Origin of the sequence: Thermoanaerobacterium xylanolyticum LX-11, assembly GCF_000189775.2 — a bacterium.
In the GTDB taxonomy this organism is placed as follows: domain Bacteria; phylum Bacillota; class Thermoanaerobacteria; order Thermoanaerobacterales; family Thermoanaerobacteraceae; genus Thermoanaerobacterium; species Thermoanaerobacterium thermosulfurigenes.
In genome coordinates this window covers 200,762-215,811 of sequence record NC_015555.1, presented here as the reverse complement: position 1 = coordinate 215,811, position 15,050 = coordinate 200,762, and the positions used below count along the sequence as shown (strand labels likewise).

Annotated in this window: 13 protein-coding genes and 1 pseudogene; 4 read left to right on the top strand and 10 right to left on the bottom strand. The window is 32.5% G+C overall.

Annotated elements, in window-relative coordinates:
- Positions 1 to 24: 24 nt before the first annotated feature.
- Positions 25 to 1,059 carry an N-acetyl-gamma-glutamyl-phosphate reductase gene (gene argC / locus THEXY_RS01075; RefSeq protein ID WP_013787021.1) on the bottom strand — a complete coding sequence of 345 codons (1,035 nt, stop codon included), beginning with the start codon at positions 1,057 to 1,059 and terminating at the stop codon, positions 25 to 27.
- A 250-nt stretch (positions 1,060 to 1,309) separates the two neighbouring features.
- On the opposite strand from argC, the gene THEXY_RS01070 reads away from it, so the two are divergent.
- The 3 genes and pseudogenes from THEXY_RS01070 (at position 1,310) to THEXY_RS01060 (ending at position 3,877) form a co-directional block, all read left to right on the top strand.
- Positions 1,310 to 1,810 carry a LiaF transmembrane domain-containing protein gene (locus tag THEXY_RS01070; RefSeq protein ID WP_013787020.1) on the top strand — a complete coding sequence of 167 codons (501 nt, stop codon included), beginning with the start codon at positions 1,310 to 1,312 and terminating at the stop codon, positions 1,808 to 1,810.
- 130 nt (positions 1,811 to 1,940) lie between these two features.
- Positions 1,941 to 2,143: pseudogene (locus THEXY_RS12685) on the top strand (ISLre2-like element ISTxy1 family transposase); the annotation flags it as partial.
- A 360-nt stretch (positions 2,144 to 2,503) separates the two neighbouring features.
- On the top strand, positions 2,504 to 3,877 hold the full coding sequence (locus THEXY_RS01060) for an IS4 family transposase (protein WP_013787019.1): 1,374 nt from the start codon (positions 2,504 to 2,506) through the stop codon (positions 3,875 to 3,877).
- Positions 3,878 to 3,941: 64 nt separating this feature from the next.
- Here THEXY_RS01060 and THEXY_RS01055 read toward each other — a convergent pair whose 3' ends face one another.
- From THEXY_RS01055 to THEXY_RS01030, 6 genes are all read right to left on the bottom strand, one after another.
- On the bottom strand, positions 3,942 to 4,286 hold the full coding sequence (locus THEXY_RS01055) for a hypothetical protein (RefSeq protein WP_041592045.1): 345 nt from the start codon (positions 4,284 to 4,286) through the stop codon (positions 3,942 to 3,944).
- Positions 4,287 to 4,299: 13 nt separating this feature from the next.
- Positions 4,300 to 5,448, bottom strand: coding sequence for a C39 family peptidase (locus THEXY_RS01050; RefSeq protein ID WP_013787017.1), 1,149 nt, complete (start codon positions 5,446 to 5,448; stop codon positions 4,300 to 4,302).
- A gap of 257 nt (positions 5,449 to 5,705) precedes the next feature.
- Positions 5,706 to 6,386: a DUF4829 domain-containing protein gene (locus THEXY_RS01045; protein WP_013787016.1), complete on the bottom strand. Its 681-nt coding sequence runs from the start codon at positions 6,384 to 6,386 to the stop codon at positions 5,706 to 5,708.
- A gap of 40 nt (positions 6,387 to 6,426) precedes the next feature.
- A complete protein-coding gene (locus tag THEXY_RS01040) occupies positions 6,427 to 6,984 on the bottom strand; it encodes a hypothetical protein (RefSeq protein ID WP_013787015.1) in 558 nt (185 codons plus the stop codon).
- A 325-nt stretch (positions 6,985 to 7,309) separates the two neighbouring features.
- A complete protein-coding gene (locus THEXY_RS01035; protein ID WP_013787014.1) occupies positions 7,310 to 10,507 on the bottom strand; it encodes a DEAD/DEAH box helicase in 3,198 nt (1,065 codons plus the stop codon).
- A gap of 103 nt (positions 10,508 to 10,610) precedes the next feature.
- The gene (locus THEXY_RS01030) at positions 10,611 to 11,117 is read right to left on the bottom strand and encodes a ferritin-like domain-containing protein (protein ID WP_013787013.1); all 507 of its coding nucleotides are present in this window, start codon (positions 11,115 to 11,117) and stop codon (positions 10,611 to 10,613) included.
- Between the two features lie 128 nt (positions 11,118 to 11,245).
- Here THEXY_RS01030 and THEXY_RS01025 point away from each other — a divergent pair, with 128 nt between their 5' ends.
- Complete coding sequence (locus THEXY_RS01025; RefSeq protein WP_013787012.1) at positions 11,246 to 11,683, top strand: CBO0543 family protein; 438 nt, start codon at positions 11,246 to 11,248, stop codon at positions 11,681 to 11,683.
- On the opposite strand, the gene THEXY_RS01020 is transcribed toward THEXY_RS01025, so the two are convergent.
- The 3 genes from THEXY_RS01020 to ltrA form a co-directional block, all read right to left on the bottom strand.
- On the bottom strand, positions 11,673 to 12,215 hold the full coding sequence (locus THEXY_RS01020; RefSeq protein ID WP_013787011.1) for a phosphatase PAP2 family protein: 543 nt from the start codon (positions 12,213 to 12,215) through the stop codon (positions 11,673 to 11,675). The genes THEXY_RS01025 and THEXY_RS01020 overlap by 11 nt on opposite strands.
- Positions 12,216 to 12,228: 13 nt before the next feature.
- A complete protein-coding gene (locus tag THEXY_RS01015) occupies positions 12,229 to 13,344 on the bottom strand; it encodes an MGDG synthase family glycosyltransferase (protein ID WP_013787010.1) in 1,116 nt (371 codons plus the stop codon).
- 241 nt (positions 13,345 to 13,585) lie between these two features.
- Positions 13,586 to 14,992, bottom strand: a complete 1,407-nt coding sequence (gene ltrA / locus THEXY_RS01010) for a group II intron reverse transcriptase/maturase (protein ID WP_013786870.1) — start codon at positions 14,990 to 14,992, stop codon at positions 13,586 to 13,588.
- Positions 14,993 to 15,050: the final 58 nt, after the last annotated feature.

Below are 15,050 nucleotides of genomic sequence, written 5' to 3'. Positions count from 1 at the left end.
ATCATATCCTCCTTAAGCTTATCATTATGGAAAAACTGGCACCATCTTTAATCCTTTAGCTTCATTGATGCCAAACATTATATTCATGTTTTGGACAGCCTGCCCAGATGCACCTTTCACCAAATTATCAATGACAGACATGATTATCAATGTATTAGAATGCCTATCAATTTCTAATCCAATATGGCAAAAATTTGATCCATATACGCTTTTTGTAGATGGATATTCACCGATATCCAATATTTTCACAAAATATTCATCTTTATAGAACTCACTGTAAATCTCGTGAATGCTTTCTATCGAAATATCTTTTTTCAATCGGCAGTACATAGTGCTTAATATTCCTCTTGTCATAGGCGTCAAATGGGGAGTAAAAACGACTTTTGTATCTTCGTGATTTAACTTTGAAAGCTCTTGTTCTATTTCTGGTATGTGTCTGTGCTTTGCCACGTTGTAAGGCTTTATGCTTTCATTGCACTCTGCATACATATTTCCCTGCTTTGGACTGTGGCCTGCGCCAGATACACCAGATTTGGAATCAATTATTATATGATTTTCTATTATTCCGCTTTTTAGAGCTGGCGCCAAACCAAGAATTGCAGATGTAGGATAACATCCCGGATTCCCAACAATCATCGCATTTTTAATCACATCCCTATGAATCTCTGGAAGCCCATAAACTCTACTTACGCTGCCGTAAACATCGCTACTTACCCCATACCACTCCTTGTAAGTTTTGAAATCATCAAATCTAAAATCCGCACCAAGGTCAATTAGCTTTACTCCACTTTTGCATAATTTTTCAGCCATATTCATTGCATATCCAGATGGAAGTGCTGTAAATACCACATCACAGCTTTCAACAATATCGTCAATATTTAGTTCCTGAAGCTCTACTTTACAAAATCCTTTTAAAGAGTGATACACATCTTCAATTTTTTTACCATTGAAATTTTGAGATGATAAGTATTTTATCTGGACATCTTCGTGATTTGATAAGATTCTAATGAGCTCTACACCTGTATAGCCTGTAGCTCCTAATATGCCGACCCTCACCATTGAGATCCCACCTTCAATATTTTATATATATAAATTTTAATTTATATTTATGCATTAAACATTAAAAAAATAATGTGAAATATGTATAAATAGTATTTGTTTTTTATATTTATTCGTTGTTTTTATTATTATATCACCTTCTGAAATTTTTTCAAGTATTTTTTCGCAAAAATATCAAAAATATAGTTAAATTTTCATCCATTTATAGTAAAATATAAATGAAAGCCAAAACTTTTCAGGAGGTTTAATCATGGGAAAGAAAATAGTCGGAATTGTACTTATATTGTTAGGACTTATCTATCTAAATGACAACCTGGGCTTACTATCAAGATACGGAATAACATTGGATATGTCTAATATATGGCCTCTTTTCATATTGATACCAGGAATCATGATGGAAGTAAGCTACTTAAAGCAAAGAAAAAATCCTGAAATCTTAGTTCCAGGCGGAATACTTACATCAATGGGCATCATTTTTTACTTTGACATCTTCACAAACTGGATTTACTCTGAATACACATGGCCTCTTTACATTCTATCTGTTGCAATAGGTCTTTTTCAGCTTTACATCGTAAGCAGGGATTTTGTACTGATGGGCTTAGTCATGGTAATTACCGCTGCTGTAATATTAAGCTATGTGTCCATTTTGTACAACCAATTTTCCATCATATGGCTAAATCCAAACTTGATAATCTCAATCATGATAATCTTATTGGGACTTGCTTTGGTCATAAGAAGCCGGAGAAAATAGCATTGAAAAAGACTGAAATAGATTCAGCCTTCTTAATCCGGATCAAGATAAGACAACTTTGTATATATTTTTATAGCTGTAAAAATATATAACGTTCGAGTTTATAGCATCAAAAATCAATTAAGGTTATATGAAAATAATTCAACATATAATGCAAGAATTACTGCTTGTCGTAGAAAAAATAATCGAATTATTGAATGGTAAATTCACCAATCCAGAATTTGAAGAATCGGAACTAAAAAACTTTTTAATTCTTTTGGGAGAGAAATCTGCACAGAAGTACTTCATAAACTTGATCAAAACATATATGAAGACAAATATCAAAAGAAATATTAAGTGATAATTCAAAAAGATTGTCAAAAGATAGTAACAATAGCATTTCGAGATATAACATAAAGAAACAGAGAAATAGCATATCTTATAAACAAAATGAAATGAATTTCAAGGATTATGAAACGAAAGTTATGAAATAAAAAGTCATGGTAAACGCCATGACAAATACAACAACTAGACAGAGTTCCGCTCCATCCCTTGTCTATCTAGTCTATTTTTCATTTTTAACTCAAACTTCGCACTTATAAAAGTAGCTCTGTACCTTGATAATTCAATATTATTTGGCTATAAAATAGCATGAGACCTCCATTTTTGGTATAATTGAATTATCAAAAAATAAACCAATTGGAGGCTCATGCTATGAATAGTATAACACAAAATTACCAAATTGATAATAAGGTTTCTACTTCGATTAAAAGTTTCTTCAAAAAATATAGAATTTCGGCTGCTTTAAGGTTATCGAATGCTTACAAAAGCAAGGGTATTCCCGTTATTTCTATTTTCGAGTACTTATTCTGTATGATCTTTACCAATAGATCTATGTATATGAATATGCTAATGGGTACAAATCAGGTTGGTTTTAAGAAAGACACGGTTTACAGATTCTTAAACTCTATTCATATTAATTGGATTCGGTTTACCACTTGGCTTAGTGCACAGATTATAAATGAGACAATTACTGGGTTAACAAGTGACAAACGCGTAAATGTTCTTATTGTTGATGACTCTTTATTCGAACGCTCTAGCTCTAAAAAAGTAGAACTACTAGCAAAAGTATATGACCATGCTAAGAAAACATACAAATATGGCTTTCGCCTACTTACACTCGGATGGTCAGATGGAAATACTTTTATCCCAGTCAATGGATGTCTTTTATCTACTGAGAATCAAAAGAATCGTATCAATGAAGCTATACCTGTGGACAAGCGTTCCGCCGGGTATTTAAGAAGGAATCTATCCCAAACTAAAGCAACAGCCGTAGCTCTGGAATTAATAAAGACCGCTAAAAAAGCAATGATTCCAGCATCTTATGTATTGTTTGACACTTGGTTCTGTTCTCCCTCTTCTTTGATTGCTATTAAAGAAATAGGCTATGATGTTATTGCAATGGCAAAGAAAACATCAAAGATGCATTACCTATATAATGGAATAATGCAGCCGTTAACAGAAATATACAAGCAGAACAGAAAAAGAAGAGGCAGGTCTAGATACCTGTTATCCGTGGAAGTTTCCATTGAAAAAGACGGAAAATCTATTCCTGCTCGAATTGTATTTGTCAGAAACAGGAATAATCGAAAAGACTATCTGGCACTTATTACCACGGATATAAACCTTAACGAGGACGAAATCATTCGTATATACGGGAAGCGCTGGGATATAGAAGTCTTTTTCAAAGTGTGTAAATCATACTTGAAGCTCAGCAAGGAATGCAATTCATTATCTTACGATGCGATGACAGCACATACAGCAATCGTATTTACCAGATACATGATGCTTGCACTAGAGAACCGTCGATCATCAGATTTACGAACAATGGGAGAGATATTTTACTACATACAGGATGAAATGTCCGATATTACGCTGATTCAGGCTTTTCATCTACTTATGCAAGTATTCATAGATACAATAACAGATAAACTATCGTTATCTTCAGAACAGCTGGACCAATTACTTGATGCTTTTATGGCTGCGATTCCCAAAGAACTTAAGGAAAGACTTCCGAAGTGTGCATAATTGTGTAAATTACTATTACTTTTTTCTGGCAAAGCATTAAGTTTTCAAGGAACAGAGTAATTATTTATGTGCGAAGTTTTAGATTTTTAATATAATAAATGTCGGGTTTTTTATAATTTACATATACAGTTAAGGACTTTCCTTCTTTGTCAATACCCTTTATTATCCAGTAAACTGGACAAGGAGATTTTTCCATAAGTTTTGGATCATCAAAAAATTTATCTAGATCAACTTCTAAATTTTTAAGCTCTTCTGATTTTACTTTAGTAATTTCCGCTTTTTCTTTAGCCACTTTCAAAGCTTCATTATCAGATATTCCACCAACCACATCTCCTTGTTTTTTTAGATTTGAACATCCTGTGAGAGCCAAAATAAGTAACATTGTCATTGTCCATTTTTTTGATATCATAAATATCACCTTTTTATGGAATAAATATATGTGCATATTTGAAAGTCCCATCAAATGCAATATACACATCTGTAGGAGTTTCACCCCATGTATCATGTACTATTACATATTCTTCTGTTATTTCTCCAAGTTCTGTTACGTATTCATATCCAACACATGCCATTGTATGATTTTCATAAGTTGGATGTCCTATTACCGATAATAATAAGGGTCTTGAATTATTTATTTCATTCCTTATATCATAATAGCTAGGAGGATTTAAATCATAACCATCAAAATTTGTATATCCTTTTGATTTTATATATTGAATAGTACCAGACATAATAAATAAAACATTAGTAGAACCATTACTATCTGTTCCCATATTCATTGCCAATTTTTCTATTACTTGATTAGTAGTTTCATTAATAACAAGGTTAGGATATCCATGAGCATCCCAATAATAAATCAAATTAGCTGCTGATGTAGGAGCACAGCCTTTATACCAAGCCAAATCTGGAACACCACTTATTTTCTTCGTAGTTATTGTTCCACTATTCATTGGATTAAAATCAAATAATTTGTTCCATGTTTTTACATTATTAACATCTAAGTTAATATCTGAGGAATTTATTGTACTTTGATTTATGTCTTTATAAATAATTTTTTTATAATTTCTAATATCAAATAATTCTTCCTCTTGATCATAATTGTTTCTATTTATAATAAATTTTATCATATATGTATTAGGGAAAAAATATACATAAGTCGTTTTTTTAAGTGTTTCATTTCTTTGAAGATTTTGTTTTATCTTGGATAAGCCAATACTATATGGTGAACTAGCTCGGGAATATTCTAAAATAGGCGGCATATTTTTATTAGCGCTTACTATAATATAGCCTAATAATGCAGTCTTGTCATATACATTAAAAAGATAAGCAATAACATTATTATTAAAATCGACTAATTCTGTTTCATCGTCTACTTCGCCATTAATCCAGTCTTTAAATTCAGCATTATGCTTTTCTCTAATAACATGATTTGCTGCAATCTTTTTCGCATCATTTTTATTCACAATTGCAGAAACACTATTCAGTTTATTATCACCAACATTTGCAAAGCCAATAGTTGATGAAAAAACCAAAATAGTGCACATTATAATAGTAACTAAAATTCTTTTCATTCAGATCTCTCCTTATTTGAATTAATTATTTTCCTTTTCCTCCAATTTAAATAAAATATCATGTAATTTATTTTAGAAATGTCATAATAATTTAGGAATGTTAACTGTAAGCGACTACTACTTCTGATATTTTTACAACAGATACCATTCAAATAATCCCCTAATTATACGAAAGTTCCATTTTGGATGATTCACATGGTACCAGCCATACATTTTTATAGCTGTAGCTTAAGCTTGAACTGCTGTTTTTATTAAAACTATTTTTCATTTTTTAGCTGTTTTTCACTTGCAGCAATATTATCAATAACCACACCCTTCATATTCATTATTTGCCCTTTTTTATCAAGAGTACTTTCGATTTTAGCAGCGATATTTTCATCCTCTGAATTAAATCCATTGCCGGTATCTTTTAAGTATTCTATAGATGGAACTGATAGCCTTACTATTTTCCAGCTTCCATCTTCTTTTGTAACAACAATAATACGATGGTTTGTACCATTATATAACCATTTATCTTCTTTATCCACTTTAAAGTTAATTTCAGCATAAAAAATACGTGTATCATCCAAATTTAAGTTTTCTCCAGATGAAATACCTGCAGCTACTACACCTACTTCCTTTGGAAGCTCTTTAATTTGAATCAACTTAGCTTCCTTCTCTTTAAAGAATGATTCTGATTTATTACTTGAAAGAAATTGTGTCATGACTGTGCGATTAGAATTGGTAAAATAGTTCATATACTCATAAGGATCTTGATCGTTAATTGCTTGAATCATCCCTTTAATTACTGCAATAGGGTCATCAAAATTTGTTGTATTACTCAGACTAACCGATTCTTTTGCGCTTGCTTTCGGTATTGAAGTAAACCCTGTAATCACTATACCTATTAAAAACGTCGTTATAAGCAGTACTGCTGTTAATCTTATTAGATGTTTCATAAAAGATCTCCCTCCCCTATATAACTTTTTTTAAAAAAATTTATGGTGATGAAGCAATATAACTTATACACCATCCACCATATAAAGGCGACTTAGAAACTGTAATAAATCTGGTGAAGTACCCTTCCTCAGGAAATTTTTTAATATCATTCGATTTTTGCATATAATAAACACAGTAAAGCTTAGAAGGTTTTTCTATGTTTTCACTGTCATTCTTTTTTATCGTATCTGGATATATTTCTATTGATTTAATATCAATCCTCTTTATATTTTTCAAATACTCTATATGTTGCTTATACACATAATTAATATCTTCAGATGATTTATTTGCTACATAATTTAAAAAATTGGAGTCACAAACAACAGCGAGATTATAATTCTTATCATTTATGCTATTATAATAGATATTTATTATTTCTTTCGGAGACGCCTTTGAAATTTTAATTTTATCTTCCTTAGTCAGCATATTAAAGTACTTTTGCGCTATTGAACTATTTCCCTTTTCTTTAATGGCAATGTTGTTATTTGGAACCGAACATCCGACTACAATCAAGGCAAAAAATATCAAAAAACACAAAACAATTTTTTTAAACAGCATTAGTTAACCCCCCTTTACAATTTATTTATTGAAATATTACATAATCTCTTTCCTACCTCCATTTTCTGTATTTCCCCTTCTACATATATAAAAACTAAATTCTTCTTAAAATATTCCGCACCATAAAATTAATTTTTATCGCTTTCGATGTTATGCTTCATTTTATACTTTATACCTCCCATACCTCACCTCTATTATAAAATTAAAAATTATAAATTTTATTAATTATTCCTTAATTTTCTATTACAAACTTGTAACATAATCAGTAGAAAAATTTTTTCGCAAAAAAAGCAACTGCCTTAATCGACAATTGCAAATCATCTAATCACATTGCAAAAAGCTCTTTTACTTCTTCTTCACTTAACTTAGTTATAAAGGTCTCACCTGGGTTTATGACAGAATTTATCATTTCTTTTTTCTTCTCTTGCAGTTTTACAATTTTTTCTTCAATTGTACCTTGCGTTATAAGCTTTATGACTTGTACTGTATTCACCTGCCCAATCCTGTGGGCTCTATCTGTGGCCTGATCTTCTATGGCTGGATTCCACCACGGGTCAAAGTGTATTACAGTATCTGCACCTATCAAATTTAGTCCAGTTCCACCTGCTTTCAATGAAATCAAAAAGACATCCGAGTCACCTTTGTTGAAGGCTTTGACTAATTCCCCTCTCTCTTTCGTTTTTGTATCTCCGTCTAAATACAAGTATGAAATTTTTTCTTTCTTTAAGTTGTCTTCTATAAGCTTAAGCGCTGTCGTAAATTGGGAAAAAATCAGAGCCCTGTGTCCGCTTTCTTTCAATTCTTGAATCAGTTCCATCAAAAGCTCCATCTTGCCACTGGTACCTTTGTAATTTTCTACAAACATTGATGGATGGCAGCATATCTGCCTTAACCTCGTTAAAGCCGTTATTATCTTTATCTGGCTTCTTTCAAAGCCTTTATTTCGTATCTCTTCCTCTATTTCAGTCTTTGCATTCTCCAGATACGCCATGTACAACTCCTTTTGCTCTTTCGTAAGTTCAGCAAATGATGTGGTTTCTATCTTAGTTGGTAACTCCTTTAAAACGTCTTTTTTTAGCCTTCGCAATATAAATGGCCTTATATGTTTGCTTAAGTCATTAAGCGCCTCTTCATTTTTGTATCTTACAATTGGCTTCTCATACTTCTCAACAAATTTTCTGTGTGACAAAAGGTATCCAGGCATTAAGAAATCAAATATAGACCACAATTCAGTCAAAGAATTTTCTATGGGCGTACCAGTAAGCGCAAAATATCCTTTGGCTTTTATCCTTTTGACAGATTCTGCATTCTGAGACTTTGGATTTTTTATATGCTGCGCTTCATCCAAAATGCAATAGCTAAATTCAATATTTTCATAACTTTCTATGTCCCTCCTAATCAATGGATATGAAGTTATGACGACGTCAGATTCCTCTATGCTTTTAATAAGACTTCCTCTTTCGCTTTTACTGCCAGATACCACTAAAGTCTTTAGAGAAGGCGCAAATTTTTGTATCTCACTTTCCCAATTGTAGATAAGAGTTGTCGGACAGATGACTATTGCAGGTTCTTTATGCTTTTCTTTTTCATCCAGCAAAAATGCTATAGTCTGTATCGTCTTTCCTAATCCCATGTCATCTGCCAGTATTCCGCCAAAACCATACGATGACAATGTTTTAAGCCATTTAAACCCTACTTCCTGATATTTTCTCAGGACACCATTTAACTTCTTAGGCACTTCAAATTCAGTATCCATTGGATTTTTTATGGCTTTGACTAAACTATTTAATTTTTCATCCTTATCAATCTTTAATCTATCACTTTCAAGTTTTTCGTCAATATAAAGGGCTTTGTATTTTGGAATTTTTACAATTTCTTTCTTTAAATCTTTGCTGCTTAAATCCAACGAATCAATGAAATTTGCGATTTTCACCAATTCATCATCAATAGGCAAAAAAGATCCATCAGGCAACTTGAAAAATTTCTTCTTCATTTTTATCGAATCAAATATCTTTGGAATGAGATCTCTATCTACATCATCAATAGAAAAGCTAAATCCCAACAAATCATCGTCCTGAATTCTAATGCTGCTGCTATAGGATCTTTTGTAGAATTTCATCCTTTTAAATGATTCAGAATAATACACATCAGCGTATTTTTGAAGCACAGGTAAATAATTTGATACAAAGTCAAATATGGAGTCTTCATCATCTAAGTAAACCAATTTATCTTTTACCTTAAATTCGCACTTTTCAAAGATATCTAGTATGCGTTTTTCTGCAGCCTCGTCCCTAACTAAAATACAGTCATGCTTTATCTTCGTCTTTGTATCATCGTATAGATTTACGTTATACTGGCCGTAAGTAAAATTTATATCAGCGGTTATTCTTTCTCCTTCTTTATCAAGGTAAATTTTCGCCACAAGTGGTTCACTGTAAAATTCCGATTTCACATCATCATCGATGACGACGCTTCCTGCTTTATCTATATTCGGAAATATTACTTCTGCAAACTTCTGCTTATCCTTCTCAGTAAATACAACGCTATTTGTATTATTAGTGATGTACACATTGTAAAATGGCGCTAAAGCAAAACGCTGCTTATCAGAAACCTTGTATATTTTCCCATCATACACAAAAAAATTACCTCTGCTGTCTAACGCCTTTACTTTTTCAATTCCCTCAACGGTAAGTCTAATATTTTTGTCGTTATTCCCTTTCTCAAGTTTAAAACTAATAGGAAGATCATCAAAAACCACATCTACATCATAATAAGTTTTTCCATCCAAAACCAAATTAAAATGACTGTCCTTCATCACTTCAATAAATTTTTCCAAATTTGATGGCGTAAGCCTTACATACTTTCCGGAAATAACCGAGTCAACTCTGTAATATGAATTTTCAGTATTGATTTTGTCAATCTCGTATATCTCTCTTAAAAACTTTATAAGCTTCATATCTTCTTCTTTAAAAGTATTTACGCTTGGATCAAATGAAAATCCTTTGCCAAATTCAACGATCATTCCTTCATCAATATCGTCAAAAAACTTCTTTATGCTTTTAACTACGTACAATTTGTCAATACCCATTCTAAGGCATAAAGATGTATTCATTTGATAAGATTCTAATGTAATCTCTATGTTAATAGGCTGTTTCAATTCATCAGGTATGTATTCTCTTTTTTCAAATTCTTCAAACAAATCATACGCAGCCTTATTTTTTAGATTGTCCTCTATCTCAGCTTGATTATTTTTTATATACATTAAAACTGCCGCAATATGTTTGCAATCACCACCATATCTTGCCTTTGCAGGGCATGTACAACTTGTGTACAATTCACCATTATACTTTTGTATCATTACTCTGTACAAAGATGTACCCATTACAAAAGCTTGAAATACAGTGCCAGTTTTGTTGTAAGTAAAATTGTGTATCTTACCTGACAGATAATATTCAAGACCTTTTCTATAGACACTATCATTTTCGCATCTGCTCTTAATCTCCGCATCAGTTAACTTAACCATAACTATCATCCCAATCAATATGACTTTTGTTATTAATAATTATATCAAATATAAGAAAAAAAGCATATAAAGAACATAACTCTTCATACGCCAATAAAAATCTCTATATCGCTTTTATCATATTGCTTAGATCTATGAAGTGCTTTATCTCCTCATTCAATAATGTTATTGCAACTTTTTTCGTAGAGTCAAATTTAGCATCTTTGACTATCTCATCGTAAAATATTATGGAATCTTTTTCCGCTCTTATTGCCAATTCTACAGCATCTTCAAATTTATTTATTTTCTCTAATACCTCGTCAACAGCATCTTTCGATGGAAAAACAGATGTATTGTAAAGCAATGTTAAATAAATAGATGCCTCTATGTCAAAGTACAAGCTATCGTCGCCTTTCTTTTCGTCTAAAAGCTTATTATAAAGCTCTTCAAATCTGGATTTATGTATAAGCTCCTCTTTCGCCATGTCATCAAAAAACTTTCTCATTTTCTCGTCGTTAGAAAATTTCTCTGAAGCTTTTGTATAAAATTCGTATCCTCTTTCTTCTATATCTATAGCAAGCCTTGCAACTTCTAAATCGGTCAAATATTTTTTCTCAATATTGTTTAACATAACAACACCTCCCGAAAATTATTATCTTCTACTAATCATTTTATCATTACAAAATTTTCTAGTCAATTGGCTTTTAAAAACTTTAATAATTTGTTTTTGTAAAAGCCAAAATAATTCAAGGTGATGTTATGTGGTACATAATTTTTTCAATTTTTACGGTAATTATATCGCTTTTTTTGATAGACAGAAAAAAGTTAAAAGTGCTAATACCTGCGTATCTGCTTTCATCTGTGATAGGCTTTTCTTTGGATGTGATATTTGACTTTACTTTGAAATACTACTATTACATTGATGCACCTGTCCCAAATGGAGTTTTGTCATTCCTGATGGAAACATTTATAGGACCACCTTATGGCATGATTTTTATACAATACATACCAAAAGGAAAAATACGCTACATCATATACACGGCTGCATGGATATTGTTTCTGACTGCCGTTGAAGCAGTATTTCACATAAACGGGCTTCTTATTTACAACAGATGGAATTATTTCTTTTCAGTCATAACGTACATCTTCACATTGTTAGCTATAACTGCTCAATATAAATACTTGTTTAAAGAATAGGCAGCATCAAGCCATACATATGTGTTATATATGAAAATAGGATACCAACCGTAGAGCCTATTATGACATCTGAAGGATAGTGCAATCCCATGTAAATCCTCGAAAGACTCACTAAAATAGCCAGACTGACTAAAATAATCGTCAAATCAGGAAAGAAAAATGAAAAAGAAACCGCCAAAGAAAATATAGCTGTAGCGTGACCTGACGGGAAAGAATAATCTCTCAACAAATATTTGAATGTATTGGCTTCAGGCAAAACCATGTAAGGCCTTGGCCTCGTGCATATTCTCTTTAAAATTTGCACAACTAAGTGGCTACTTGTCAAAGTAGTAAGGGCTTGAATGGCAGAAAGCTTAACGCTGCTTTTTCCAAACAAAATCAGCAGCAAACAAGATAAAATCGTAAAATACGGTCCTCCTATATGGGTTATTTTAGGCATAATCTTATCAAGAGTTTTGCACTTTATCCTTTCATTTAAAAGGAAAAATACATTCCTGTCCTCCGCAATAATCAATTTCTTCACTCCCGACACAAATGAAACCTCCTTACACCTTCAAAGCATCATTCTTTATATTATTTATAACTACGCTGCATACCTTGTCTGCTGAATTGTATATGCCAATTTCCTCCATGCGCTCCTTCATTTCATCTATCTTTTTCTTGTCAGATAAGAGATCTAATATCTTTTTGTCTAACTTTTCTATATCTTTAATTCTTAAGGCAATCCTCTTTTTAAGCAAAAATTCGAGATTTCTCTCTTCTTGTCCAGGTATAGGATCAAAAATTATCATAGGCAATTTCTTAATTATGGCTTCGGTGACAGTAAGACCACCACTTTTAGTTACTAAGACATCAGCAGCCTCCATAAATTCATGCACGTTGTCTACATGACCATACACAAATACATTATCATCCGATATCTCCTCTATTTTAGCCTTTAAATTCTTATTTAATCCACATATTACAGCAATCTGCAAATCTTTATGCCTCTGTATAACATTGACGGCTTTTTTTATGTTTCCCAGTCCAAGTCCACCGCCCATCACCATCACCAATGGTCTATCTAATTGAAAACCCAATTTTTCTCTCATCTCATTTTTATCTTTTTTGACGTAAAATTCTTCATCAATAGGTATGCCAGTCACATTTATTTTGTCATCGGAAACACCCATCAAATTCATCTGACTTTTCATCTCTCGAGATCCAACAAAATACCCATCTATCTGGTGATGTATCCAATAGGCATGGACATCGTAATCAGTCAATATGGCAAATATCGGAATGTTGAGATCTCTTTTTATATGTGACAGAATAGAGCAAGAAAACGGATGGGTGCATATTACTGCGTTAGGCTTTAAATTTAACACGTAATCTTTTATAAATGTATAAACAGACATGCCTACCAGCTTATTTATACGCCTTTCTATCTTGTCCCTTTCCATCTCATAAAGATACCCCCATAATTCAGGTGTCAATTTTAGCGTCTTTAAGTAAATTCTCGTTGTCAAGTAAGACAGGCTGGGAAACTTCTCCCCAAGTGGATTTTCCACGAAGGCTTCAACGCCATCTCTTTTTTCGAAGGCTTTTTTTAAAGCCATCGCCGTTCTTTTATGTCCAGTTCCTATATCTTCATAAAGTATTAAAATCTTTATTTTATCCATCAAAAAGACCCTCACAATCACTATATTGATTATGGCATTTAAACATTAAATTTAAATTAAATTTGTATTAAAAATGCGTTAAAATCTATCCATCAATATAGTTTATTTTTATTTGCTATCTAATATTATACCATCAAAATCAATTTATTGTATAAAATTTAATCGAGTAGGAGGCGGTGACTAACCGCCGTCCTCTCACACCACCGTACGTACCGTTCGGTATACGGCGGTTCATTAAGATTTAATGTACGATTAGATACCTTTTTGATAAACTTCTATAACCTATGTCTTCGAAGTATTTATTTGTAAGAGTCATATTGAGTATTTGGCTATTGGATATTCTCCAGTAGCCTTTCCTCGTATTGGCGTATGCCCAGGCTTTTTGTTTTTCTACTCCTAATTTTATCAGATTGTCATACTTTGTTTTTGTCTTCTTCCATTGCTTCCATATACATGCTCTTAGTCTACGCCTTATCCATTCGTCAAGAGCTTTCATTATTCCTTTCGCATCTGCTAATCCAAAATAGTTAACCCATCCTGTCGTTATCTGATTCAATCTACGTATTCTGTATTCCATGCTTATTCCCTTGTTTCGATTGGTTATTTCTCTTACTTTTTCCTTAAACCTTTTGATGGATTTTTCATGAATCCTTATTCTTACTTCGTTTTCTTTTGTATAAAACGAAAATCCTAAGAATTTTCTTTTCCATGGTCTATCTACAGCACTTTTTGTTTCATTGACTTTTAGTTTTAATTTGGTTTCTATGAATTTCTTTATGCTTTTCATTACTCTGTTTCCTGCTGACCTGCTTTTTACGTATATGTTGCAATCATCTGCATATCGACAGAATTTATGTCCTCTTCTTTCTAGTTCTTTGTCTAGTTCATCTAACATTATGTTTGCTAGTAGCGGACTTAATGGCCCTCCTTGTGGTGTCCCTTCTTCTGTTGCTACTTTGATTCCATTTATCATTACTCCTGATTCTAAGTATCTTCGTATTAGCTTCAGTACTCGTTTGTCTCCTATCCGCTTTTCTAATTTGGACATTAGTATGTCGTGGTTTACTCTGTCAAAGAACTTTTCTAAGTCTATATCTACTACCCATGTGCATCCTTCGTTTATATATACTTCTGCGGCTATTACTGCGTCTTTTGCACTGCGTCTAGGTCTGAAACCATAACTGTTATCAGAGAATGTATGGTCGTATATTCCACTTAGTATTTGGGCTATTGCTTGTTGTATTAGTCTGTCTAGTACTGTAGGTATCCCTAGTAGTCTTGTTCCTCCATCTGGTTTTGGTATTTCTACTCTCAACACTGGTTGTGGTTTATATTTTCCTTCCAGTAATTGTTGCTTTATGGTCGGCCAGTTTTCTTTGAGATACGGTAGAAGTTCATCTACTTCCATCCCATCGACTCCATGGCTTCCTTTATTTGCAACTACTCGTTTGTATGCTTCTTTCATGTTTTCTCGGTCTAGTATCATTTCAAGCATATTACTGGTGTATCTTTGTACATTGTTTCTTCTATCTTTTGACGCCGATGATATACTATGCACTTCCGCTCTCTCTTGAAATTCCATTTCTTGATTGAGCGGATAGCCTCTTTGTTGAGTTGTCTGCAGTCTCTGCATATCTTTCGAGTTCATAAGATTTCCAAAACCTCCTAATGTTCGGTCCTTCCTTATCTATTCATGACTAGATAAG